This is a genomic window from Amycolatopsis sp. NPDC052450, from assembly GCF_044547565.1.
Lineage (GTDB): Bacteria > Actinomycetota > Actinomycetes > Mycobacteriales > Pseudonocardiaceae > Amycolatopsis.
In genome coordinates this window covers 82765-106017 of the sequence record NZ_JBIUAQ010000011.1, presented here as the reverse complement: position 1 = coordinate 106017, position 23253 = coordinate 82765, and the positions used below count along the sequence as shown (strand labels likewise).

The 23253-nt window shown below is 68.4% G+C and carries 21 protein-coding genes; 13 read left to right on the top strand and 8 right to left on the bottom strand.

Annotated elements, in window-relative coordinates:
• Positions 1–60 precede the first annotated feature (60 nt).
• From ACIHAO_RS20175 to ACIHAO_RS20160, 4 genes are read right to left on the bottom strand one after another with little or no spacing between them, the layout of a single operon-like run.
• Entirely contained in the window at positions 61–375 is a 315-nt protein-coding gene (locus ACIHAO_RS20175) for a hypothetical protein (protein WP_396559916.1), read from the bottom strand.
• Between the two features lie 2 nt (positions 376–377).
• Positions 378–3035, bottom strand: coding sequence for a polymorphic toxin-type HINT domain-containing protein (locus ACIHAO_RS20170; RefSeq protein ID WP_396559915.1), 2658 nt, complete (start codon positions 3033–3035; stop codon positions 378–380).
• 37 nt (positions 3036–3072) lie between these two features.
• Positions 3073–3393, bottom strand: a complete 321-nt coding sequence (locus tag ACIHAO_RS20165) for a hypothetical protein (RefSeq protein ID WP_396559913.1) — start codon at positions 3391–3393, stop codon at positions 3073–3075.
• 4 nt (positions 3394–3397) lie between these two features.
• Positions 3398–4207, bottom strand: a complete 810-nt coding sequence (locus ACIHAO_RS20160; protein WP_396559912.1) for a hypothetical protein — start codon at positions 4205–4207, stop codon at positions 3398–3400.
• A 158-nt stretch (positions 4208–4365) separates the two neighbouring features.
• Here ACIHAO_RS20160 and ACIHAO_RS20155 point away from each other — a divergent pair, with 158 nt between their 5' ends.
• Positions 4366–5628 carry a serine/threonine protein kinase gene (locus ACIHAO_RS20155; RefSeq protein WP_396559911.1) on the top strand — a complete coding sequence of 421 codons (1263 nt, stop codon included), beginning with the start codon at positions 4366–4368 and terminating at the stop codon, positions 5626–5628.
• Here ACIHAO_RS20155 and ACIHAO_RS20150 read toward each other — a convergent pair.
• Genes ACIHAO_RS20150 through ACIHAO_RS20140 form a run of 3 tightly spaced genes read right to left on the bottom strand, consistent with a single transcriptional unit; the run spans position 5625 to position 9423 of the window.
• Positions 5625–7442 carry a fibronectin type III domain-containing protein gene (locus tag ACIHAO_RS20150; RefSeq protein ID WP_396559910.1) on the bottom strand — a complete coding sequence of 606 codons (1818 nt, stop codon included), beginning with the start codon at positions 7440–7442 and terminating at the stop codon, positions 5625–5627. The two genes, ACIHAO_RS20155 and ACIHAO_RS20150, sit on opposite strands and share 4 nt — an antisense overlap.
• A gap of 56 nt (positions 7443–7498) precedes the next feature.
• A complete protein-coding gene (locus ACIHAO_RS20145) occupies positions 7499–8749 on the bottom strand; it encodes a sensor histidine kinase (RefSeq protein ID WP_396559908.1) in 1251 nt (416 codons plus the stop codon).
• Positions 8746–9423: a response regulator transcription factor gene (locus tag ACIHAO_RS20140; protein WP_396559906.1), complete on the bottom strand. Its 678-nt coding sequence runs from the start codon at positions 9421–9423 to the stop codon at positions 8746–8748. Before ACIHAO_RS20140 ends, ACIHAO_RS20145 begins: the two co-directional genes overlap by 4 nt.
• A gap of 57 nt (positions 9424–9480) precedes the next feature.
• Here ACIHAO_RS20140 and ACIHAO_RS20135 point away from each other — a divergent pair, with 57 nt between their 5' ends.
• The 6 genes from ACIHAO_RS20135 (at position 9481) to ACIHAO_RS20110 (ending at position 15500) form a co-directional block, all read left to right on the top strand.
• A complete protein-coding gene (locus ACIHAO_RS20135; RefSeq protein ID WP_396559904.1) occupies positions 9481–10752 on the top strand; it encodes a BTAD domain-containing putative transcriptional regulator in 1272 nt (423 codons plus the stop codon).
• Positions 10749–11336, top strand: a complete 588-nt coding sequence (locus ACIHAO_RS20130) for a LuxR C-terminal-related transcriptional regulator (protein WP_396559902.1) — start codon at positions 10749–10751, stop codon at positions 11334–11336. Before ACIHAO_RS20135 ends, ACIHAO_RS20130 begins: the two co-directional genes overlap by 4 nt.
• An 18-nt stretch (positions 11337–11354) precedes the next feature.
• The gene (locus tag ACIHAO_RS20125; RefSeq protein WP_396559900.1) at positions 11355–12011 is read left to right on the top strand and encodes a winged helix-turn-helix domain-containing protein; all 657 of its coding nucleotides are present in this window, start codon (positions 11355–11357) and stop codon (positions 12009–12011) included.
• Between the two features lie 455 nt (positions 12012–12466).
• A complete protein-coding gene (locus ACIHAO_RS20120; protein ID WP_396559898.1) occupies positions 12467–13240 on the top strand; it encodes a S1 family peptidase in 774 nt (257 codons plus the stop codon).
• Positions 13241–13596: 356 nt separating this feature from the next.
• A complete protein-coding gene (locus ACIHAO_RS20115) occupies positions 13597–14202 on the top strand; it encodes a YiiX/YebB-like N1pC/P60 family cysteine hydrolase (RefSeq protein ID WP_396559896.1) in 606 nt (201 codons plus the stop codon).
• Between the two features lie 71 nt (positions 14203–14273).
• Positions 14274–15500: a hypothetical protein gene (locus ACIHAO_RS20110; protein WP_396559894.1), complete on the top strand. Its 1227-nt coding sequence runs from the start codon at positions 14274–14276 to the stop codon at positions 15498–15500.
• Positions 15501–15552: 52 nt separating this feature from the next.
• Here ACIHAO_RS20110 and ACIHAO_RS20105 read toward each other — a convergent pair whose 3' ends face one another.
• Positions 15553–16359, bottom strand: coding sequence for a helix-turn-helix transcriptional regulator (locus tag ACIHAO_RS20105; RefSeq protein ID WP_396559892.1), 807 nt, complete (start codon positions 16357–16359; stop codon positions 15553–15555).
• 112 nt (positions 16360–16471) lie between these two features.
• On the opposite strand from ACIHAO_RS20105, the gene ACIHAO_RS20100 reads away from it, so the two are divergent.
• The 6 genes from ACIHAO_RS20100 (at position 16472) to ACIHAO_RS20075 (ending at position 22459) form a co-directional block, all read left to right on the top strand.
• Complete coding sequence (locus ACIHAO_RS20100) at positions 16472–16897, top strand: SRPBCC family protein (protein ID WP_396559890.1); 426 nt, start codon at positions 16472–16474, stop codon at positions 16895–16897.
• An 8-nt stretch (positions 16898–16905) separates the two neighbouring features.
• Positions 16906–17067 (top strand): hypothetical protein, encoded by a 162-nt coding sequence (locus ACIHAO_RS20095; protein ID WP_396559888.1) that lies wholly within the window; start codon positions 16906–16908, stop codon positions 17065–17067.
• 180 nt (positions 17068–17247) lie between these two features.
• The gene (locus ACIHAO_RS20090; protein ID WP_396559886.1) at positions 17248–18480 is read left to right on the top strand and encodes a lipase family protein; all 1233 of its coding nucleotides are present in this window, start codon (positions 17248–17250) and stop codon (positions 18478–18480) included.
• Between the two features lie 77 nt (positions 18481–18557).
• Entirely contained in the window at positions 18558–19349 is a 792-nt protein-coding gene (locus tag ACIHAO_RS20085) for an ArsR/SmtB family transcription factor (protein WP_396559884.1), read from the top strand.
• A 32-nt stretch (positions 19350–19381) separates the two neighbouring features.
• Positions 19382–20161, top strand: a complete 780-nt coding sequence (locus ACIHAO_RS20080; RefSeq protein ID WP_396559882.1) for a DUF3800 domain-containing protein — start codon at positions 19382–19384, stop codon at positions 20159–20161.
• A 102-nt stretch (positions 20162–20263) separates the two neighbouring features.
• Positions 20264–22459: a germacradienol/geosmin synthase gene (locus ACIHAO_RS20075; RefSeq protein ID WP_396559880.1), complete on the top strand. Its 2196-nt coding sequence runs from the start codon at positions 20264–20266 to the stop codon at positions 22457–22459.
• Positions 22460–23253: the final 794 nt, after the last annotated feature.

Below are 23253 nucleotides of genomic sequence, written 5' to 3'. Positions count from 1 at the left end.
GTAATCGGCCAGGTACAGGAACGGGTCATCCGTGATACATCCGCCGGCCGCGCGGCCGCCTCAGCTGATCCTGCCCAACGCCAAGGCATGGCCACCGTCCGCGACCAAATCCCGAACGGCCGAAAACATGTTCCGAACCCCCGGCTCGCGGATCAGGACCAAGTCGGGACAAGTGAAGTAAGTGCCGTTGAGGCATTCACCCGACACCTTCCACCGGTCCAGGATCCGTCCTAGTTCGGCGTAGCTCAGAAAGGTCGCCGTCCACCTGGAGCCGTCAGGCAAGGTAACCCAGCCGTCGGCGTTTTCGCACGCCTCCGGTGGGTCACCGCCCAACTCCAGCTCCAGCTTCAAGCCGTTCTCTGTGCGCTCATACATGCTCAGCCACCGTAGAGTTCCTTGAGGCGTTTGATGACCCGCGACTCATTCGCCTTGTCGGCCTTGCCGACGATCTGCATCCCCTCATCAGTATTCCGGAAGAAGACACGGCCGCCGTTCCGCCCCCTGAGGTACTGGATGTCCGTGCCTTCGAGGGCCTTGTTCCCCAGGCCGGGATTCGTGTTTCCCTCGCGGAACTGCTGTACCAAGTCATCCATTTCCTTCTGAATTCGCTGGTTCTTGCCTGCCGACTCGGCTGCTTTCACCAGCAGTGGGTCTTGGTCGATCATGGATGTAACGCCGCAGGGCCGGTTGGCGTTGTGGACGAGAACGGGTGCATCACCGGCGATGACGTAGTAGGTGTTGATGTCGGTGACGCTGAGGTTGTGCACCGTCCGCTGCGCCGTGCTCAGGCGGGTTGCGGTGATCGCCAACGCGCGTCCATCGGGCGTCTGCACACGCTGTCCGGGCGCCAGGTCCTCGGCGTCGACCCAGCGCCGCTCGCTCTCGATCCAGAACGGATGCTCGTCGGTGGCGACGAGCACGCCGGTTCGGTCACCTGCCATGCCGTTGATGTCGAGGGTGATCTCGACGAGTTCCTTGTGCCCCGAACCGGTGATCACTGCGGCGACGGGGCGCGCCCCCGACGCTCCCGTCTCCGGGTTCCTGGCTGCCACCAGTTCACCGGGCTTGATGTTCTCGATGCGTTCGCGGCTTCCGTCGGCCATCAACACCAGAGTGCCAGGCACGAAGCTGTTCGTCCTGCACCGGTTCGCCGAGTCAGCCGGGTCCCGTCCTTCCGGGGAAGGGTTCGGGCCGGCTTCCGGCGTGCGGTCGTTCGGCCGCTGCCTGGACTCGCCGCTGTCAGGCGTCCGCGAAGACGGGGTGTCGGTGTCCCGCCGGGATGTGTCGGCCGGGCGGCGGGCGGGGGAGTCGGCCCGGGGCAACGTGGGTAGTCGCGTCACTGGGTTCGGGAGCACCCTGCGGCCGCGTCGATCGCCATCTTTCGGTGAACGGGACGCCCCTGGTGCGGTGGTCGTGCCCGCCTTGGAGCCTTGAGTGCCGGCCGTTGGTGCACTGTCAGTTCGATCAGGCGGATTCTGCTGGTTCGGTGTTCCAGCGACACCGTCCGGGCGGGAAGGGTGGTCGCCGGGCGCGGGAGTTCCCGTCGTTGATCCTTTGCCGGATTCACTGTCCGGTCGCGCCTGGGCGACGGCGCCGAGATCGGGTCCCCGCTCTCCGGACAGCGCCTCGGTCGCGTTGAGCACCCTCTTGCTGATGCCGGCACCGGGGATGAACATCGTGCCGATGTCGACCGCCGCCCGGCCGACGACACGCTCCGGCTTGTCGCTGTTCCAGTCCTCCTTGTACGGACGGATGACTTCTTCCACGACTTTGCCCGGGTTTCGAACGACGCCCTCGATCGCCTTGCCGCGTTCCTTGATGCGTTGGTTGGCCGCGCGCCACTCGGCACTGTTCGGATCGGCCTCGGACCATGTCGTGGCGTCCTGGTTCGCGTCCACGAAGCCCTTGATGGCGGGCGGAATCGACTCCAAACCCTCCACGATGGTTTCCCGGGCCTCGTCAAGCACGTTGCCGACCAAGTGGTCGTCCGGGTCCTTGACGGTGACTTTTCCGGCCCGGGCGGGGGTATTCTTGGCCATCCCGGGGAATTCATCGGCCTGCTTACGCGTGGGACCGGAGGTCAGCACGTCATCGAGGTTTTCGCGCTGCCCTCCGCGTGCTCCCGCGCTTTTGCCGCGATCGGTGACCACGGTGTTCGGCAGCATTCCCGGAAGCCGGTCAACGCTGTCCGACTTCGGCTTGTCGGTGAGTACCTCGCGTAGGTGATCCGGCACCCGCGCCTGCCCGGAAGAGTTTTTCTCCTCAGCGCCACCCTTCGTCTTCTGAGCCCGCGACTGGTCTTTCCGCGCCTGCCGGACATCCGCCGACTGCCGCCGCGCTCGCTCCGGAGACGGTGACGTCCTGGCAACTTTCTCCTCTAGTGTCTCCTCCTTCTTCTTGTCCGCGGGACGGGACAAATCCATGGGAAAGCGTTCCGTTGGTTCAGGCCGGGATCCCGCCGACGTCAGATCCTGGATGATCTCGCGGGTGCCGCCCCCTGCTCCGCGCCCGCCGTCGTCGACAAGGTCGCGCGAATTCGACGCCCTTTTATCTTCTTTGGTCTTCTTTTCTTCCTTTGTTGACCGGTCCTCCCGAGCTTTCCGGACGTCTGCCGCCTGCTGCCGTGCTCGCTCCGGAGTCGGTCCGGTCAACCGGCTCCTCCCATCGTCCTTCTTTTCCTCTTTTTTCTTCTCCTGTTCCGACGATCGCCCGGCGTCTCTGGCGGTTTTCCTTTGCGGTGTCTCGGCCTTGACCTCCTTTGTCGTGGTCTTCTCTTTCTCCTTCGCTGATCGGTCCTCCCGGGCCTTCCGGACGTCCGCCGCCTGCTGTCGCGCCCGTTCCGGGGTCGGTCCGGTCAGCCGGCCCGCCGGTGCCTCCGCCTTCTTCGGGCTCGGATCTTTGGCAGGTGGCTGACCGGCGGTGTCCCTCGGCTCCGCGTGCGCGTCCGTTGCCCCGAGCACGCCGAACACCGCGGTCAGGACGCCGCCGGCCACCGAGTAGAGGATGGCCCTCGTCGGGTCTGCTTTGTTGTTCACCACTGTCCTCGTTTCCGTTCGGACCTGCACCATCGGCTCAATGCGTTCGCTCGTAGACTTCCTCGGCCAAGGAATGGCCCATCAGGCCGCCGAAGACGCCCGCCACCACGCCGATCGCCAGCCCCAGCGGCGAAGCCGCCAGCGCGCCCGCCGCGATGCCGAAGGCCAGCGATCCCGTCGCGCCGCCGAGACCCGTGTAAGCGCCGACGCTCAGTGGTTCGCGTTCGTACGCTGGGTATTCCGCTTCGTCCTCCGGATACGGCTCGAATTCGCCGACGGGCGGTGGCGGCGCGTCTTCGCGCTCCCAGACGTCCTGTGGGATCACGATGTACTGGGTGGGTTCAAGCGTCGCGGTCATGGCGTCACCAGGCGTTGGCGGAGACGATGCCGTTGGTCGAAGTCGCGCTGGACCACGAGGAAGCGCCGTTGCCCGACGAGCTCGCCGTCTTCGTGACCGTGTTGCCCGACTTGTGGGTGGACTTCGAAATCGTCTTGCCTTCCGTGCGAAGGGCGGCAAGTCGCTTCGCCAGGTCGTCGGGGAGGTTGGCCTTCTTGATCCGGTCGTGCCTGTCCTTGTGGTCGTGGCAGGGCTTCTTGCCGGGCCCCGGCTTCATCGACTCGCGGAGGTCCTTCAAGTCCTTTTCGGACTGTGCGAGCTTGTTCTTGGCGTTACGCAACGTCTTTTCGGCGGTCTTGACGGTCTTGCGCGCGTCGTCGACGGCCTTGATCGCGGTGTCCAGTTTCGGGGTGGCCGGAGCGATCGCCATGCGCAACGGAGACACCGTCGGCGCCTTGGCCGCCGCCTGCACCACGAACCGCTTCTGCTGAGGCGCCTGTCGCACCTTCTTCACCTGCGGCTTCGACAACGCGACCGGTACGGCCGCGCGATGGGCCGCGGCGGGCTTGACATGGTGCACGGGCTTGGGTGCGGCCGGCTGTGCGGGCGCCGTGTGTGCCTTCGGCAAGGCGGTCGCCTGCTTCGGCGCGACCGGCGCGGCTCCGGGCACATGCGCCGGCGCCGGCGCGGGAGCCGGCGCCTGGGCCTGTACGGGTGCCGGGGCCGCGCTGTCGTCCGTGTTGTCCACCAACGCGTTCGCCGTCGTCGCGCCGAGCGCGGCGGTCGCCAGCCCGGCCACTCCGTAGACGGCCGCGCGCCGCAGATTCCGCTTCATGTTCGCCTCCTTGGTCATGGGGCGTGGAGAAACCACCGCCGTGGCGGCAAGAGTGACCCGCGGGGGTCCATGGCGGATACATCCGCGGTACATCGGCGGAGACGGCAATAACCGGACTTGCTCGCCGTTGACGGCCCGTGGATGACAGACTGGGAACGATGGAAGACGACGAGCTGGTGCCGCTGGGCGAGGGCCCGTCCGCCACCGTGCTGGCCGGGATGGACCATGTGACCGGCGAGGCCTTCGCGCTCAAGGTGTACCCCGGTCGCGTCGATCGTCGCACCCGCGGTGAGCTGGAGAAGGAACTCTCCGCGTTGAACTCGCTGAGCGAGCTCGACACGGTCCTTGTTCCCGCCGAGGCGAAGGAATTGCCCGACGGGCGGTTCGCCGTCCGGATGGAACTCTGCACGCAATCGCTGGCCGAACTCGTCGGGACCTTCGGGCCGCTTTCCGTCCAGGATGTGCTTTCCCTGGGCGAAGCCCTCGCGACGACGCTGGCCGCGGCGCACCAGGCGGGCGTCGTCCACGGTGGGATGACGCCAGGCAACGTCCTCTTCCGCGCGTCCGGCGCACCGGTGCTGGCGGACTTCGGGCTCGCGCTGCGTCAGTCGTTCCCCGGCGATTCCGATGTCGGATTCCTCGCGCCGGAAACGATCACCGACGGCATCCGCGACGAACGTACCGATCTCTACGGTCTCGGCGCCCTGCTGTACTTCGCGCTCACCGGCCGTTCCCCGGCGCGGGAAGAGCCGGGCGAGACCGCGGACGAGTTGACGCTGCGCGTGCTCAGCGGACCGGTGGCCCCGATCGACCGGCCCGGCCTCCCGGCGGGCCTCGGTCCGCTCGTGGCCTCACTGCTGGCACGTGACCCCGGCGCCCGCCCGATCGACGCCACCCTGGTCGCCACCCGGCTCGGCGCGACGCCCGGCACCGCGGCCACCCCGCGCCCCCTTGGCGCGCCGATCCTTGACTACGGCCCGGAGCACGCGAAGTCCCGCCGTAAAGGGAAAAGCCGGTTGATCGCCGGCGTCGCGGCCGGGGCCGTCGTCCTCGCCGCAGCGGTGGCTTTCGTACTGCAGAACCGGCCACGTGAGCTGAACGTGCCGCCCGCGAGCGCCGAACCGGTGACCACCGCGCCCACCATGACCGCCGACCCCGTGCGACTCGACCTCGCCGATCCGGTCGACCACGGCAAGTACGTCCAACTCTCCTGGAACAGCACCGGATCCACGCTGCACTACGCCGTCATCGTCGCGGGCGTGGACCTGCCGCGGAAGACTCACTACGTCGAGAGCGGCACGGCCTACCGGGTGGATGTCGAGCCCGGCCGGCAGTACTGCTTCGTCGTCCAGGCGACCGACAGCGTGCGCTCCTACGAAAGCGAGAGCAAGGGCATTCGCGGTGCCCGCTGCGTTCCCTAGCCCGACTGCCAGGTGATGACGTTGGACTTCACGCCGGTGTTGGTGACCACCCACACCTGGTTGCCGACCTGGCCGAAGTCGAACGCCTCGAAGGTGAGGTTCCCACTGGCCGGGATGTCGCACGAGCGGCCCTCGTTGCTGTAGTCCGGGTCGCTCGACCACGGCCTGACCTTGACGCGGGTTCCCGGGGTGAAGCCCTTCATCACCACACGGATCTTGGCGCACGCCGGCGCCTCGCACGTCTCGTCGTAGGTCCCGGTCTTGCCGCGGCTGATGGTGATCGTCGGCTTCGGTCCCGCGGGCGGGGAAACCCTCGTCGTCGCCGGGGCGCCCCGTCCCGCGCGGTTCTCCGCCGTGACCGCGATCGTGTACGTCACGCCGTCGCGCAGATTCGGGATCGACGTCGACCGAGCGCCACCGCCGAGCGCGGCCGAACCCGCGCCCGATCCGGACGACGGCGTCCACGACACGCGGTATCCGGTCACCGCGGCGCCGTTCGGTGTCGCCGCGCCCCAGGTGACGCTCGCCGTCGTGCCCGCCAAGGTGGCGCGGAGACCGCTGGGAAGGCCGGGCGGGCTCGCCGCCAGCGCCTTGACGGGAGTCGAAGGCGGTCGCGGCTTCGTCTGTGGCTGCGGCTTCGGCCGGTCGCCTCCATTTCCGCGTTGCGGGGGCAGTTGGGTCGTCGAGGACGGGGGCACCGTCGTCGGCTGGGAGACCGGCGGCTTGTCGGCGGTCACCGCGACCTGCGCGACCGTGCCCTCGGGATCGACCACGAGGACGTGGTTGCCTTGCGCACCTTCGATGTAGACCCGTTTGTCCTCGCCGCGCGAGAGCTTCGGCGACCCGTTCTCCGGCGGGATCGGCATCGTGTGCCGCGGCAAGCCGTCGGGGGAGTAGGTGACCACGGTGTTGCGGGTCAGATCGAGCAGGACGACCGCCGACGACGAAGCGGTCGGCCGCGAGTACTGGCCGTCGGACAGGTCGATGGTCTTGGGAGGGCCGGGGTCGCGTCCGGCGCTCAGGCCGCTCGCGTCGAGGAGGTACAGCTTGCGCAAGCCCGGCTCGAGGACCGCGATCCGTCCGGCCGCGTCGGCCGAGGCGATTTGCGCGGCCGGGCTGAACGACGCCTTCAGCGACAGCGGCTTTCCGAGCCCGGCGTCGGTGACGGTCTGCAGGGTGCTCGCCGTGGTGTCGACGAACGCCGGGGTGTCGCCGACGACGGTCAGCGCACCGGTATGCCCGCGGGCGGCCTGTACAGCGCATCCGACGGCGTGGGCACCCTTTGCCAGCCGGCACAGCTTCCCGTCGCCCGTGCGCTGCAGCCAGACCGTGCCGTCCGAGGTGGCGACCGGATCGCCGAGGGAACCGCCCGTGTCGATCGACGCGAACTCGTCGCCGAGCCGGACGACGCGCCCGGCCTCGCGGAAGACGAGGTAGGGTCCGCCCGCGGTTTCGAGCAGGACCGGCCGTTCCCCGGTCACCGGCTGGTCCACCGTGCGGCTCACCGTGAGATCGGACTTGCCGAATTCGATGATCCGCCGCTGGCCGACCACGTACGCGCTCGTGTCGCCCTGGACCACGTCGGAGCCGGGTTCGAGACCCGGCATGGCGGCCTGGGCATCCACGCTCCGGTTGGCACCGTTGACGAGGAAGACCAAACCGAGAGCGGGGCTGGCGACCCAATGCCCGGCTTGCGTGAGCCCCAGACCGGGGACGGGTTTCACCGCGCCGGTGGCGACGGCGACCACGAGGGCTACGCAGGTCGCAGCCAGCACAGTGAGCGGCAACCGCCGCTTCAATCCCCTCTCCGGCACCGTCCGATCATAGAAGAACGAGGTACAGAATGGAGCCGCTCGGATACATTTCGCGGTCAGGGCGCTTCCGGCAGCTTCAGTTCGAAGATCGCGCCGCCTTCTTCGGCGTTGTAGACGCGCAGCCTGCCGCCGTGCGCGAGCGCGACCCATCGCACGATCGACAGGCCGAGCCCGCTCGACCCGCCGCCGCTGGTGAACCGGTCGAAATTCTCCTCCGCAACGGACGAATCGATCCCCGGCCCGCTGTCGGCGACGGTCACCTGACCGCCGGCGACCGTGACGTGCACGATGGCTTCGTAACCGGGACGCCGTCCGTGGCGCAGCGCGTTGTCGAGCAGGTTGGCCACCGCGCGCTGGACCAGCGTGGGGTCGGCGGAGATTTCCGACGGCGCCGCCACCAGCGTCACTTGCGCGCCCTCGGCAGGCGTCTCCGCCACGACGCTCGCGACGAGCTGGTCCAGCCGCACCGGCTGGATGGCCAGCGATTCGACCCCGGCCGCCAGCCGCGCGCGTACGAGCAGGCCGTCGATGATGCCGCCCATCCGCGCGGCGAGCCGGACCGTCCGTGGCAGCAGTTCGTCGCTCTCCGCGGGGTTGCGCAGCGCCGCTTCGGCCAGCGCGCGCAGCGCCGCGACCGGCGTGCGCAGGTCGTGTGCGGTCTCGGCGAGCAGGATTTCCTGCTGGTGGAGCGCGGCGGCCGCGGGCCGGATCGCGCGTCCGGACAGCACGTGCCCGGTCACGCCGACGGCACCCAGCAGGATCAGGCAGCCGCCGATGACCAGCAACTTCAGCTGGTCATGCGCGGCGAGTGCGTCCCGCGCGTCGGCGACCGCGACGATGGCGCCCGACTCCTGGTTGTTGCGGTTGCGGAAGGGCTCGACGCCGACGCGGACCATCTCGCCCGCGGTTCCGCTGCTGTAGCCGTTGAGCACGGCCCCGTTCCGCACCGACAGGTCGGCGAAGGTCTGCAACCGCTTGGCATCGACCGGCACGCAGGTCCGGCCGCTCGTGTAGGGCGGGAACCCGCCCGCGCCGCTGGGCAGGATCACGAACTGCGGGCATTGCCGGTTCACTTCGTCCTGGCCGACGTAGGTGGTGGTGATGGCGTCGCCTTCGCCCATGATCAGCCGTTTGACCGGTGCGGTGACACGGGCGAGCTCAGCGTCAAGCTGGACTTCGCGCTGCTGCAGGTCGGCGCTCACGGCCAGCCAGGCGAGCACGACCAGCCCGGCGGCGTTCAGCCCGGTGAACAGCCAGGTGAGCAGCCACCGCAGGCGGCGGAGGCGATCGGCCGCGGAACCCTTCACCGGTCCGCGATCCGGTAGCCGCGGCCGCGGACGGTGTGGATGACCTCGGGATCGCCGAGCCTCACCCGCAGGCGCCGGATCACCACGTCGACCACATTGGACATCGGGTCGGTGCTCATGTCCCAGCAGTGCTCGATCAGCTCGTCGCGCCCGACAGCCTGATCCGGCCGCGAAAGCAGGTACTCCAGCACCGCGAACTCCTTGTCGCTCAAGGTGAGTAGCGCGCCGCCGCGGCGCACCTGCCGCCGCGCGCAGTCCATTTCGAGGTCCTCGTGGCGCAGCACCGACGGCCGTCCGGCGCCCGCGCGGCGATAGAGCGCGTGGACGCGGGCGCTCATCTCGGCCACCGCGAACGGCTTCACCAGATAGTCGTCGCCGCCGTGCTCGAATCCGGCGACCCGGTCGGCGAGGCTGTCGCGCGCGGTCAGGAACAGCACCGGTACCGCCCAGCCCTCCTGACGGCGGCGGTGAACGTAATCGATCGAATCGCCGTCGGGCAGCATCCGATCGAATACCGCACACGCGAACCCGCCCGCGGCCAGCTCGGCGTCGGCCTGTGCCAGGTCACCGGCCTCGCGGACGGGCAGGCCGCTCCCGTGCAGCTCGGCGGTGATCGCCACACGGAGGTCTTCGTCGTCCTCCACGACCAGCACGCGCGCCGTCGGCCCTGTCATCGGAACCTCAGGTACATGGCGCGATCGTAGGGAGACACGAAGCAAGGGGGTGCGAGCATGGTGCTCTTCCAGGTCCTGGGGCCACTCGAGGTGCGTGGCCGCGACGGTGTCACGAGCAGGCCGGCCGGCGGGAAACCCGCCACGGTGCTGGCCGCGCTCCTGGTGCAGCCTAACGCGTGGGTCGCGGTGGATCGGCTGATCGAGAACACCTGGCCGGAACAGGCCGCGCCGGCTTCGGCCGAAGCGAACTTGAAGACGTACATGTGGCAACTGCGACGGCTGCTGCCGGAACACGACGCCGGCCCCCGCATCGAAGGGCGGGCCGGGGCCTATCGGCTGCACGTCGGCCCCGGTGAACTGGACGCCGACTGTGCCGCGACTCTCGCCGACGACGCCGCGCAGGCCCTGGCCGCAGGAGCGCCGGGAACCGCGTTGACTCTCGTAGGGCAGGCTTTGCGGCTGTGGCGGGGGCGGCCGTTCGAAGGATTGGACGTCCTCGCCGACGACGCTGTCGAGCGGCTCGACGAATTGCATCGGCAGCTGCGGGAGTCGCTCGCCGCGGCCCAGCTCGGGCTCGGGCGGACGGCCGACGCGGTGGCCACGCTTCAGTCGCTGACCGCGGACGACCCGCTGCGCGAGGACGTCTGGGCGCGGCTGATCCGGGCACAGCACGAGAGGGGACGCCCGGCGCAGGCACTGGCCACGTTCCACCGGGCGCGGCGGCTCCTGGCCGCCGAACTGGGGGTGCGCCCGGGGCCCGAGCTGATGAAGGCGTTCCAAGCGGTGCACGGCCCCGGGGCACCGGACCGGCCGCGACGGGAGCTGCCGCGGGCGGTCGAGCCGCTGATCGGCCGGGAGCGGGAGCTCCTGGTCCTTGGCCGGGCACTGACCGGGTGCGCGCCCGCGATCGTCGTCACCGGTGCGGCCGGGGTGGGAAAGACAGCGCTCGCGGTGGCCGCGGCCCATCGGGTCAGCGAACGCTTTCCCGACGGCCAGTTCTTCGTCGATCTGCACGGCGGGTCCCGGCCTCTGACGACCGCGGCTGTACTGGAGCGGCTGTTACGCGGTCTCGGGTTCCCGCCCACGCTGATCCCGTCCGATGTGGACGAACGCGCCGCGCTGTGGCGCTCGGAGCTGGCCGGGCGGCGCGTGCTGCTGGTGTTCGACGACGCCGCGGCCCGAAGCCAGGTCGCGGCGCTACTGCCCGCGACCGGCCGCAGCGCCGCCATCGTCACGACGCGCGCGAGGGACTTCTCGCTCGCCGGGGCCAGGACCGTCCGCCTGGAATCCGGCCGGGCGTCGTCCGGACAGCTGGAACGGGTGGCATGACGCTTCCCACGGCGACCCGTGAGGTACTCGTCCTGATGGCGATGGCCGGACCGCTGCCGATGTTCCGTACCGCGGACCGCGACAACCTGCGGCGCGGCGTGCGCTACCGGGTACTCGTGCCGGTCGAGGCGGGGAACAACCCGGAGGCGGCCAGGCGGCTGGACACTTTCGCCTCCCACGGCGCCGAAATCCGCACCGTGCCCGCCGTACCGATGACCGCGATGGTCGTCGACGGGACGCTCGCGTTGCTGCCGGGGGACCAGCGCGGTGAGCTCACCGAGTCCCGCGTGCCCAGCGTGGTGAGGGTCGTGGCCGAGCTGTTCGAACGATTGTGGCGGCCCTCCGAAAGGCCGTTCAGCGCCGCGCCGTGTACCGGATCGGGGCCGACCCGGCGCGAAGTGGACCTGCTGACGCTGCTCATGAACGGCTACACCGACGAGTCGGCCGCGGCCCGTCTCGGCATCTCCGAGCGGACCGTCCGGAGGATGGTGTCCGATCTGATGCACCGGCTCAGCGCGCGCAGCCGTTTCCAGGCCGGCGCGAAGGCCGCGGACCGAGGTTGGTTGATAGAGCTCGCCGGGTGATCACGCTACGGTCGTCGGGTGCGTGTACTGGTCACCGAGGACGACGAGGATCTCCGGTTAGCCGTCGAGGCTTCACTTCGCGGCTCCGGGTTCGCCGTCGATGTCGCCAAGGACCTCCCTGACGCCGACGAAGCGCTGAGTGTCAATGCCTACGACTGCGTCGTGCTCGACCGGATGCTTCCCGCCGGGGACTCCCTCGGCTACGTCGGCGAACGCCGCCGGGATGGCTGGGAGGTCCCGGTGCTGTTCCTGACCGCGCGCGACACCATCGCCGACCGGATCGCCGGACTGGCCCTGGCCGACGACTACCTGGTCAAGCCCTTCGCGATGGCCGAACTGGTCGCGCGAGTGCGAAGCCTGTGCCGCCGTGGCGACTCAGGAGCGGCGCCGGTGCTGGATTTCCTCGACCTCGAACTGGACATCGGCAGGCACGAGGCGCGACGTGGTGGCGTCACCTTGACGTTGACCGGTAAGGAGTTCGCGGTCCTGCACCGGCTGGTGGTCTCGGCGGGCGAGCCGGTCCGGCGCCGCGACCTGACCGACGCGGGCTGGGACGAACTGGTGCCCCCGTCGCCCAACGCGCTCGAGGTGCTGATCGCGCAGTTGCGGCACAAGCTCGGACCGCCGCCCGTTATCCACACCGTGCGTGGCGTCGGGTACGTCCTGCGCGGGTGATCACTTCCAGACCGGGTGACGCATGCCTTTGGTCATGTCGCGGATGAGCCGATCTTCAGCTGGATCTCCTGGTTGTCGAGAGGAAGGCGAACGTGGCGTGGGCGGGGTGGGGTGTGTGGAAATAGGGACGTCGAGTGTCCCTATTTCCACACAGCCTTTTCCGGCTGCCCCGCCCGATGATCCTGCCCATCGGGCCGCGCGTGGCGCGGTCGACGACGTTCGGTGATGTGCGCCCGGGTCCCTGCGCGTTCGCCGAAGCGGTCGCGGCCCTGCGCCGGTCCTTGGCTCATGTCACGTGATCATCGGGGAAGCGCTCATAGATGGTATGTCCGATTCAGAACCATCGGGGGTACCGGATACTTTACGGCGCACTACGGTCGAGTGTTGATAGACGTGACACTGCTGAATCCCGTCCCATGCTGGACTCCCCTTTCCTTGCAGGAGGCCGAAAAACCATGTGGATCCGACGTATTTCCATGATCGCCGCCGCCGTTGTCGCCGGGTCGCTCTTCGCCGGGCCCGCGGCAGTGGCCGAGCCGCCGGCCGGGCCGCCGATCGAAACCTTCATCATCGGCGGCAAGGTCGTCACCACTCCTTACTCCTTCTTCGCGTCGCTGCAACGCAATGGCCGTCATTTCTGCGGAGCGTCGCTGATCGCACCGCAATGGCTCGTCACGGCGAGGCACTGCGTCCAAGGCTCCACCGGCGGCGGTTTCTCCGCTCGGATAGGCGCGGTCAACACCGGCTCCGGCGGCGAGGTCATCGCCGCGGCGAGCGCGACCCTCGGCGCGAACGACATCGCCGTGGTGAAGCTGTCGAGAGCGGCCACTGCCACGCCGATCAAGATCGCGGCCACCAGCCCGGCCGTCGGCACCGTCAACAAGCTGATCGGTCACGGGCAGACCTGCGGTACGCCCGGTTGCGGCGGTGCGTCGCCACAGCTTCGCGAGGTGGACACCACCACCGTCTCGGACTCGAGGTGTACCGCCAATTTCAAGCCGGGCAAGGAGATCTGTTTCCAGGGCGCACCCGGAACCAGTGCCTGCTACGGCGACTCCGGCGGACCGTCCATTTTGGGCGGTGAGCTGACCGGCGCTACCAGCCGATCCGGTAACAACAGCAGCAACTGCCTCAACGGTCCCGGAATCTACAACAGCGTTCCCGGGTATCGGGCCTGGATCAACCAGGTCACCGGTGGCGCGGTGACCGCGTGGGAGGCGACGCTATAGCTCCCCGAGGGCGCTGACCTGAGCGCCCGGCCGGCGATCGCTCGTCGAGGATCGCCGGCCGGGTGAGCTCAACCGTCGTGCGCGCGCCGGCCGCCGTCGCCATCGGCATCGCACCGGCGGAGCGCTGAGCCGGAGAAATCCGGCACCTCCAAAGCGCGGACTCCGACCTTGGCGTCGCGGACCGACCGGCGCTGTCAGGTGTTCGCTGGACTCCCAAGGCTCTCCCGAGCGGTTAGGTTCATGTCTGTCAACGGACGGGGGCCCTCTGGCAAAGGGATTCCGATGACTTCTGTCCATCGGAAGTCTTGTGTGCACGCACACAATTCGTCTGTCCACAGCGTGAAGAGGGGATATCCATGTCCAAAATCGGGAAAACCGTGGTCTCGTCCGCGGCATCCGCCGTGCTGGCGGGAACGGCGATGTTCGGCCTGTTCGCCGCACCGGCTCAGGCCGCGGAGGCGGACGCGTCGAGCCAGATCGGCATCGCTTCGTCCGACGATGGCGCCTGCAACGCGAAGAAGACGGTCGGAAACGCGCGGAACAAGGGGGACATCTTCCACTCCTACGCCAAGACCACCGTTTTCAAGCACAACCACGTCGGCATCTACCACACGACGAAGACGATCGTGGAGGCGCCCGGCTCGGGCCAGAAGAGCCGGTCCGTCACGGCGTCCACACTGAAGAAGTGCGGCCCCATCTACAAGATGTACGTCGACGTCACACAGTCCACCCGCAACAAGGCGGCCGACCACGCCTACAACAAGTTCCGTGACATGCCCTACGACACGAACTTCGCCGACAACAAGGACAACAGCAACGGGAAGCTGAACTGTTCCGAGCTGGTGTGGAAGGCGTACAAGCACGGCGCCAAGGTCGACTTGGACAGCAACGGCGGGCCGGGCGTGTACCCCGACAACATCAAGGATCACGACCGCACCAAGGTTTACGCGACCATCAAGTAGCGACCGTCGTCGAGCGGTGCGGCCTGCCGGGTGCGGGCCGCACCACCCATCGCCTGAGAGGATTCGGCCCGGTGCGCCTTCCCCGGCTCGTCGCGCTCGCCGCCTGCGCGATCCTGGCACTGACGGCCTGCACGTCGCCGGACGGCGGAGCGGACCTGGACATCGCCGATCCCGATGCGGTGAAGCTCGGTGAAACCGTCGCCACGTTCTACCTCAGTCCGGACACCTCCGCCGACAAGCCGGCGGAAAAGCAGCCCGCTTATCTGGTCCTGGTGCGGGCGGACGGAAGCAAACAGCTGATCGAGACCAGCGGCATGACCGAGCCGCATGTGGCGTGGTCGGACGCCGGGCTGTTCTTCAGCGACGACGAACGCGACTACATTCTGGGCAAGGACCGTCTGGTCAGCTTCGCGAACAAGAAGGCCGGGCATCAGCAGTCGGCTTTCGCGTTGCCGGACAACAAGGGTTTCGTCGCGGTCTACAACGAAGGCTTCTCCGGAGCCGGCTACGCCAACCAGGTCGCCATCACCACCTCGACCGGTTCCCGGCTCTACCCGGTCGAAGGAAACTACTTCATGAACGCGCTGTGCGGCGGCGTCCTCAATGGAATCGCCACCGACGGGGGAGCTCATTTCGCGGAATCGGCCACGATCCCCGGTATGCGCTCGAAGGCCGACCCCGGCGCGCAGCCGGAACTGCTTTCCCAGCTTTATCCGGCGACCGAAGGGAAGGAAAAGGTCCTCGCCTGGCGAGGAGTCTTCGATGCGGGAGACCACAACCGTCACGTGCCGTGTCGCGACGGTGTCATCACGTTCCTTTCCGACTACTCCGACGCCGACGGCGAACCCCATATGACCATCGTTTCGTGGAACACCGGCAACGGTGCGTACACCGAACGACCCCTCGTCGACGTCCAGGGACGCCCCATCGCCGACGAACTGGTGGACCGCGAGACGTTCTCCCAGAAGTCGTACGACGCCAAGGCCGTGCGGGATGGCCACCTCGAATGGCTCGCCGCCGACGGCAGGATCATGAGCACCGAAACAGCGTCCGGGGTCACGAAACCGCGCTTCGACACCGGATTCGCTTCGAACTCCGGCTCGGCCAGCCAGGTGGTCTTCACCGAGCGGTCGGTCAACCTCGTCAACGAGACGTTCGACGGCAAGGCGCCCGTCCGGATCAAGCGGTTCGATCGCGCCACCGGGAAGCTGATCACCGAAATCGCCGTGCCGGGCATAGCGGAACGGTTCGGCCTCCGGTACAACGTGCGCGGGATGGCCGTTCCGCCCCTATCCTGACTCAGCCGCCCGCAGGTGCGAAGATCTTGTATGCGGTGATGGTGCCCCAACCTCAGGCGAGCAGGCCGCGTAAGGCGGTCGGCGTGTGTCCCAGGTGTGCGCGCACGGTTCGGCACAGGTGGGCTTGGTCGGCGAAGCCGAGGTCGGCGGCGAGGACCGCGAGACTGGTGTCGCCGTTCTCCAGCCGGTCCAGCGCTCGGGCTACGCGGACCCGGTTGCGGTAATGGGTCAGCGACACTCCCAGCTCGCGGGTGAAGGCCCGGCTCAACCGATACGGCGAGACACCCAGCAGAGCGGCGAGCGGGATCAGGCCCGCCGCGGCGGGATGGCCGTCGCCGATGACGCCGCGGGCTTGGGCCACCAGCGCCCGGTCGCCGGCGCTTGCCCGGTCGACGGCCGGGATGGTCGTGGCCACGACCTGGCTGACGATCGTGGCCACCAGGCCGATCAGGCCCTCGGCCGCCGCGTAGCCGGTGTCGGCGGCGCGGGTGGCGGCCAGTAGCCGTCGATGGGCGAGGTCGAGCGTGCCGTCCACGTACAGCGACGAGCGCTCCAGCACTGGCGCGTCGCCGGCCAAGGTGCGCCAGAGCGCGGGTTTCAGGCTGATCGAAGTGCACCGGTCACCGCCCGCGGGATGGGAGAAGTACTCCTCCTCGCCGGGCATCCCGAGGTAGCCGACGGTGTGGTCGAGGTCCGTGCCGACACCGCGGACCCGGCGGCGGAACCCGCCGTGGCGCACGAGCACGAGCCGCACGTCGTCGCGCGGCCGCTCGACCGACCAGCCGCGGTGATCGTCCCGGCAGTCCACCGCCGCGACGGCGAACTCCGGACGGGTGGCGAGATCGGCGAAGGAGAGCACTCGCCGACGTTAGACGGAGGGTCCGACAGTTTCCGCAAGGATCTTCAAGACCCGCGGCCTGGTTCGGGGGAGGCTTGAACGCATCCGGCAGGGAAGACAAGGGAGAACGGACATGGCGTCCATCAGCAAGGAAATCGTGATCGAGTCCGGTGCCGACGACGTGTGGGAGGTGATCGGCGACTTCGGCGCGGGTCCCTCGCGGATGGCACCGGGGTTCGTGTCGGACACCAAGGCCGAGAGCGACCACCGGGACGTCACTTTCGCCGACGGCACGGTGGTCCGGGAAAGGCGGATCACCGTCGATCACGACACACGCCGGATCGTCTACTCGGTCGTCGGCGGCAGCGTTCGACCGGAGCACGACAGCGCCGCCATGCAGGTCTTCGCCGACGGCGAGCGGCGATGCCGGTTGGTGTGGACGCGCGACGTGCTCCCCGACGAGCTGGCCGCGCCGATGGCCGAGGTGATGTCCCGCGGCCTGGATGCCGTCAAGCGGACCCTTGACGGCGCCCACGATCAGAGTGTCACTCCGCGCTGAGACGGCGGGTGAGAACGAAGGGCCCGCCCCGGGACACTCCGGAGCGTTCGCAGATCTCGCCGAGGGAGGCGCTGGCGTACCCGGCTTCGGCGATGGCGGCGATCGTCGCGTCGATCAACCGTCCGATCGCCAGCTCGCGGCGCTCCGGCGGAGTGCGACGGCGCGGCTGACCGTCGTCGGCCGGATCACGGCACGTCTCGAACGATCGTTTCCCGGTGACAAAGCGGAGAACGGCCGGTCGGCAGCGGTTGACAACGTGAAGACCGATCGGTCTTGATCTCTTGAAAGTCCGCGGCCGATCGGTTCCTCTTGGGCACCTGCCCGGTCCCGACTCACCGTGGAGCCGCCGTATGTCAGTTCCCTTTCGCCGTGGCCTGATCGCCACCGTCGCCGCGATGCTGGTCGCGGTGGCGCTCAACGCGCCGTCGGCCGTCGCCGACACGACTTCGGTCTACAGCCCGGTTTCACCGTTGCCCGCGGGGCAGAACGGTGACGTGCTGAAGTCGCAGCCCTCGAACTACAACGGCGCGAAAGCCACCCGCGTCCAATATCTGTCGCGGGACAACAAGAACAAACAGGTCGCGGTCAGCGGAACGGTCCTGGTGCCCAACGCCGCGTGGAGCGGGCCGGGGGAACGGCCGATCGTGGCCTACGCGCCGTTCACCTTCGGCATGGGCCCGCAGTGCGCGCCCTCGAAAACGCTGGCGGGCGAGGGCTCGCAGGACATGGTGTCCGGTTTCCAGGGCAGCTTCGTCAACGCGTTGCTCGGCGCCGGGTTCGCGGTGGCGCAGACCGACTACATCGGACCGTGGGTCGAAGGCAGTGGTGAGCATCCGTACGTGAACCGGCTGTCCGAAGCGCACACCGTGCTGGACGTGATCCGCGCGGCGCAACGACTTTCCGGTACCGGTCTGCCTGCCGACGGCCCGGTGGGCATCGCCGGCTATTCCGAAGGCGGCAGTGCTGCCGCGGCCGCGGCCGAACTCGCCGCCACCTACGCGCCCGAGTTGAACGTCAAGGGCGTCTACTCCGGTGCGCCGCCCGCAGACAAGGCCGCGCTCGCCAAGTCGCTGGACGGCGGCATGTACGTCGGGTTCCTCGGCTACGCGCTGATCGGCATCAACCAGGCGTACCCCGAAGCCAGGATGATGGATCTGGCCAACCCGGCGGGCGCCCAGCTGTTCCTGGAGGCCCGGCAGACCTGCACGATGGACTCGGTCTTCAAGTTCATGGGCAAGCAGACGAGTTCGCTGACCAAGAGCGGCCAGCCGGTCTCTTCGTTCCTTTCCCAGCCGCCGTTCGACGCGATCGTCGCGGAGAACAGGATCGGGACCGTCAAGCCCGCCATGCCGGTCATGGTCGAGCAGAGCCCGATGGACGACGTCATCCCCGCCGCCGTCGGCAAGCAGATGGCGAAGGACTGGTGCGGCAAGGGCGCCAACGTCCAGTGGAAGGACCTCGCGACCTTCACTCCGTTCCTCTCCCACGCCCTGGGCATGATGACCGCTCCCGGTGACGCCACCGAGTGGCTCAAGAGTGTGTTCAACGGACAGGCGGGCAACGGGAACTGCGGCCGCTTCTGATCCGGAGTCCTTGACATGCACCCGCACGGCTGCCTAAGCTGAACAGGCAGCCGCGCGGCTGCATATCAGGGAGCGGCATGGACGAGGTCTTCAAGGCGCTGGCGGACGCCAGCCGTCGCCGGCTGCTCGACGACCTGAACGCGCGCAACGGGCAGACCCTGCGCGAGCTGTGCGCGGGGCTGGACATGGCGCGGCAGTCGGTCAGCAAGCATCTGGCCGTGCTGGAAGCGGCCAACCTGGTGACCACGGTCCGCCGCGGCCGCGAGAAGTTGCACTACGTGAACGCGGAGCCGATCAACGCGATCGCCGAACGCTGGATCGACCGGTACCACCAGGGCCGGGTCGACGCGCTCGCCGACCTCAAGAAGGCATTGGAGCAGCAACCCATGAGCACCGACGAATTCGTGTACACCAGCTACATCAGGACGACGCCGGAGCGGCTTTGGCGGGCGCTCACCGACCCGGCCTTCACCAAGCAGTACTGGGGCTGTGAGTTCACTTCGGACTGGGAGCCCGGGTCGACGATGGCCTGGGATCAGCTCGGAGTGAAGCTGGAAGACCCCGAACAGGTCATCCTCGAGTCCGACCCGTACCGGCGGCTGTCGTACACGTGGCACACGTTCACCCCGGAGTTCGCCAAGTCGGTCGGCCTCGACGACGACGTGTCGGCGAAGCTCCAGGCCGAGTCGCGGTCGAAGGTCACGTTCGACCTCGAACCCGTCGGCGACACGGTGAAGCTGACGGTCGTGCACGACGGTTTCGACCACGGCAGCACCGCGCTGGAGATGGTCAAGGGCGGCTGGCCGTCGATCCTTTCGAGCCTCAAGACGCTGCTCGAGACCGGTGCGCCGCTGCCCGAGCCCGCGTAACCCGTTCGACGGAACCGCCGTGATCGGGCACGATGCGCAGCGTGCCCCTGGAGATCGCCTGCGACGAGTCCGGGTCCGAGGGCGAGAAGCTGATCGGCGGGCAGACCGACGTCTTCGCGCACGCGGGAGTCCGGCTGAGTCCCGAAGAGGCCGCGGACTGCCTGGCCGAACTGCGGTGCAGGATCCGCTCGCCGGCGGTCGAGTACAAGGCCAACCACCTCCTCCGCACGAAGCACCGGCGGCTCCTCGAATGGTTCCTCGGCCCGCGCGGCCCGGTCCACGGGCGTGCGCACGTGTACCTCGTGGACAAGAAACTGCTGCTGGCGAACGAACTCCGCGCGCTCGCCGGCCCGGAGGTCCGGCCGGACGACGAACTCCTCGCCGCGTTCAACGACGTGCTGCGGACCAGGAACCGCCGGGATCCGGCGACGGGATCGTTCTTCGCGATGGTCGGGGACACCGCGGAACTGCGGGCGAAGGTCGCCGAGGCGCGCGATGCCAAGCCCCTCGACCCGCTGGTGCCCGCGATCCTCCGCGCCGTCGAGTACTGGAGCGCGGGCGGGGAGCGGGTCTTCCTCGTCCACGACGAACAACCGTCGCTCAAGGGTGAACGGCTCGCCCGCATCGAGTCGACCCCGGGTTCGGCCGGGGTGAGGTTCGTGGATTCGCGGACCGATCCGCGGGTGCAGGCCGCCGATTTCCTGGTCGGCGTCGCCCGCCGGATCGCCGAGGACGAATTGAACGGGAACGGTGACCGGGTATTGAGCGGATTGCTCGCGCCGTATGTCGATTCGGCGTCCATCTGGGACTGATTCACTCCATGGCACACCGAATCCCTCGGGTGGCCGTTGCCCGGAACCGCCGCGGGCTGGAAACGTCGGGGCATATCCGACACCCGCGGGAGGCAGTCGCCGATGCAGGCTTTCACCTTGCCCGAGTTCTACGTGCCGCATCCGGCCAGGATGAATCCGCACCTCGAAGCGGCGCGAACGCACAGTATGGCCTGGGCCGGGCAAATGGGCATGCTCGATTCACCAGCCCCGTCCGGTGACGTCGTCTGGACCGAGCAGGCGCTGGCGAAGATGGATTACGCGTTGCTCTGCGCGCACACCCATCCGGACTGTGACGGGCCGTCCCTCGATCTGGTCACGGACTGGTACGTCTGGGTGTTCTTCTTCGACGACGATTTCCTCGCGCAATTCAAGTACACCCGGAACACCGAGGGCGCGAAAGCCTATTTGGACCGGCTGGAACTGTTCATGACCGGACCGGGGGAAACCTCCCCGGAACCCGAAAATCCCGCCGAAGCCGGGCTCAAGGACCTTTGGGCGCGCACCATTCCCTCGATGTCGGAAGCCTGGCGGCGGCGTTTCGTCACCAGCACGCACAACCTCATGGTCGAATCGCTCTGGGAACTGGACAACATCGACCGCGGCCGGATCGCGAACCCCATCGAGTACATCCAGATGCGCCGTCGCGTCGGCGGGGCGCCGTGGTCGGCGAACCTGATCGAGTACGCCGTCGGCGCCGAAGTGCCGGACGGGATCGCGGCGACCAGGCCGATGGAGGTCCTGCGCGACACCTTCGCCGACGCCGTCCACCTTCGCAACGATCTCTTTTCCTACCAACGAGAAGTACGTGAAGAGGGGGAGAACTCCAACGCCGTCCTCGTCTTCGAGAAGTTCCTCGACTGCCCGACGCAGGAGGCCGCCGAACTCACCAACGACCTGCTGACCTCGCGGCTGCAGCAGTTCGAGAACACCGCTCTCGTCGAAGTGCCCGCGCTGCTGGCCGAACGCGACGTCTCGCTGGCCGAACAGATCGGGGTCGGCCTGTACGTCAAAGGACTGCAGGACTGGCAGTCCGGCGGTCACGAATGGCACGCGCGGTCGAGCCGGTACATGAACGAGGGCCCGGTGTCCGGCGCCAACGGGCCGAGCGGGCTCGGCACCGGATCGCTCCGGCTCTCGCCGGGCAGGCTGGGGCTGGTTCAGCGGGTGCGGCAGCAGGCGCCCCCGCCGTTCGCGAAGGTCGGGCATCTGCCGCTGCCGGAATTCCGCATGCCGTACCCCGTGCGCACCAGCCCGCACCTGGCCGCCGCCCGCGAGTACGCGCCGGGCTGGGCACGGGAGATGGGGATGTTCGAGGAAGGCGGGATCTGGGACGAGCGCCGGATGCGCGGCATCGACCTGCCGCACTGCGCCGCGATGATCCACGCGGACGCGGATCTCGACCAGCTCAAGCTGTCGTCGGACTGGCTGACCTGGGGCACCTACGGCGACGACTACTTCCCGGTCGTCTTCGGGATGAGAAGGGACCCCGTCGCCGCGAAACTGTGCAACGACCGCCTTTCCCTCTTCATGCCGCTCGACGGCGAGCCGGTGCCGAAGCCGTCGAACCCGGTCGAGCGCGGCCTCGAGGACCTGTGGAACCGCACCGCCGGGCCGCTGACCCCACCCGCGCGGGCGGAGTTCCGGCAGGCGATCGAGAGGATGACCGCGAGCTGGGTCTGGGAGGTGGCGAACCAGGCGCAGAACCGCGTCCCCGACCCGGTCGACTACGTGGAGATGCGGCGGCGGACGTTCGGTTCGGACCTGACGAAGAGCCTCGCCCGGCTCCGGCTCGGCGACGTCGTACCGCCGGAGATCTACCAGAACCGGGTGCTGTTCGAACTCGACACCGCCGCCCAGGACTACGCGACCTTCGCCAACGACCTCTTCTCCTATCAGAAGGAGATCGAATACGAGGGCGAGGTGCACAACCTCGTCTACGTCGTCGAGCGTTTCCTGGAGGTCGACCGGATCGAGGCCCGCGACATCGCGGCCCGGCTGATGAACGCGCGGATGGACCAGTTCGAGCAGCTCGCCGACGAGGACCTGCCGCGGATGTGCGACGACCTCGGGCTCGACGACGACGTCCGCGCGGTGCTGACCAGGTACGCGGACAACATGAAGGACTGGATGGCCGGAATCCTGGAATGGCACCGGAAATGCGTGCGGTACACGGCGGAGGAACTGGAGCGCCTCAGCACTCCCGAGCCGCCGAAGTTCACGCTCGCGCCGAGCGGGATCGGCATGTCGGCCTGGCGGATCGGGAGCGGGGCGCGCTGAGGAGTCCTTCACGGACTCGGTCATCGCCACGTTCGCCCCACAGGCACCAGGTGTCACAGCGGCTGCGCGTGAAGGACTCCAGTCGGGCCCTCGTGTGGGTTTCGCGGGGGTGGGGATGTCGTGAAGGGTCCCTTTGAGACGGTGAAGGTCTCAAAGGTGCCCTTCACGACATGAGAGTTCGACGCCGGGCCGTCGGAAGCGCTGAAGGAGCCGCGCGCTCATCGTCGCGTCTCGTGAGTGGCGATTCGGGTCAGGGCCGGTCGTGTTCCAGATGCCTACGGCGGGTGAGCCGGGTTCGCAGGTCCGTGAGGGACTCCTTCCCTACCCCTAAGAGTAGGGAAGGGGCCCTTCACCTCAGCCCGAGCCGCGTCAGCCCGGGCCGAGACGACCCTGCTGCCGCGAGCGGGCAGGAACGCCACCGTGAGCCTTCACGCGCAAAACCCAGTACATGAAGGCCCCCATCCTTGCGCCTAGTGTCCTGCGCCGGAAGTTCGCGCCGTTAATCCGTATCGATAGCCGGCCGTTTCGCGCCTGGCCCGGGGGCATGAGGTGCGTCGCGAAAGCCACTTTCGCGACGCCTGGGGTCGCGAAAGTGGCTTTCGCGGCACGGTCGCCCCACGGCCCGCGAGCGAACCCTCCGGCACCACGCCGAATTACCACACGAACTTCCGACTCGGGACGCCTAGGTAGGGAAGGGGCCCTTCACGTACTTCAACCTGGCATCACGCAAGAAGCGCCACAGGTCACGCAGTAGGTACCCAAGAGCGGCCTCACCAGAACCCGAATCGCCACTC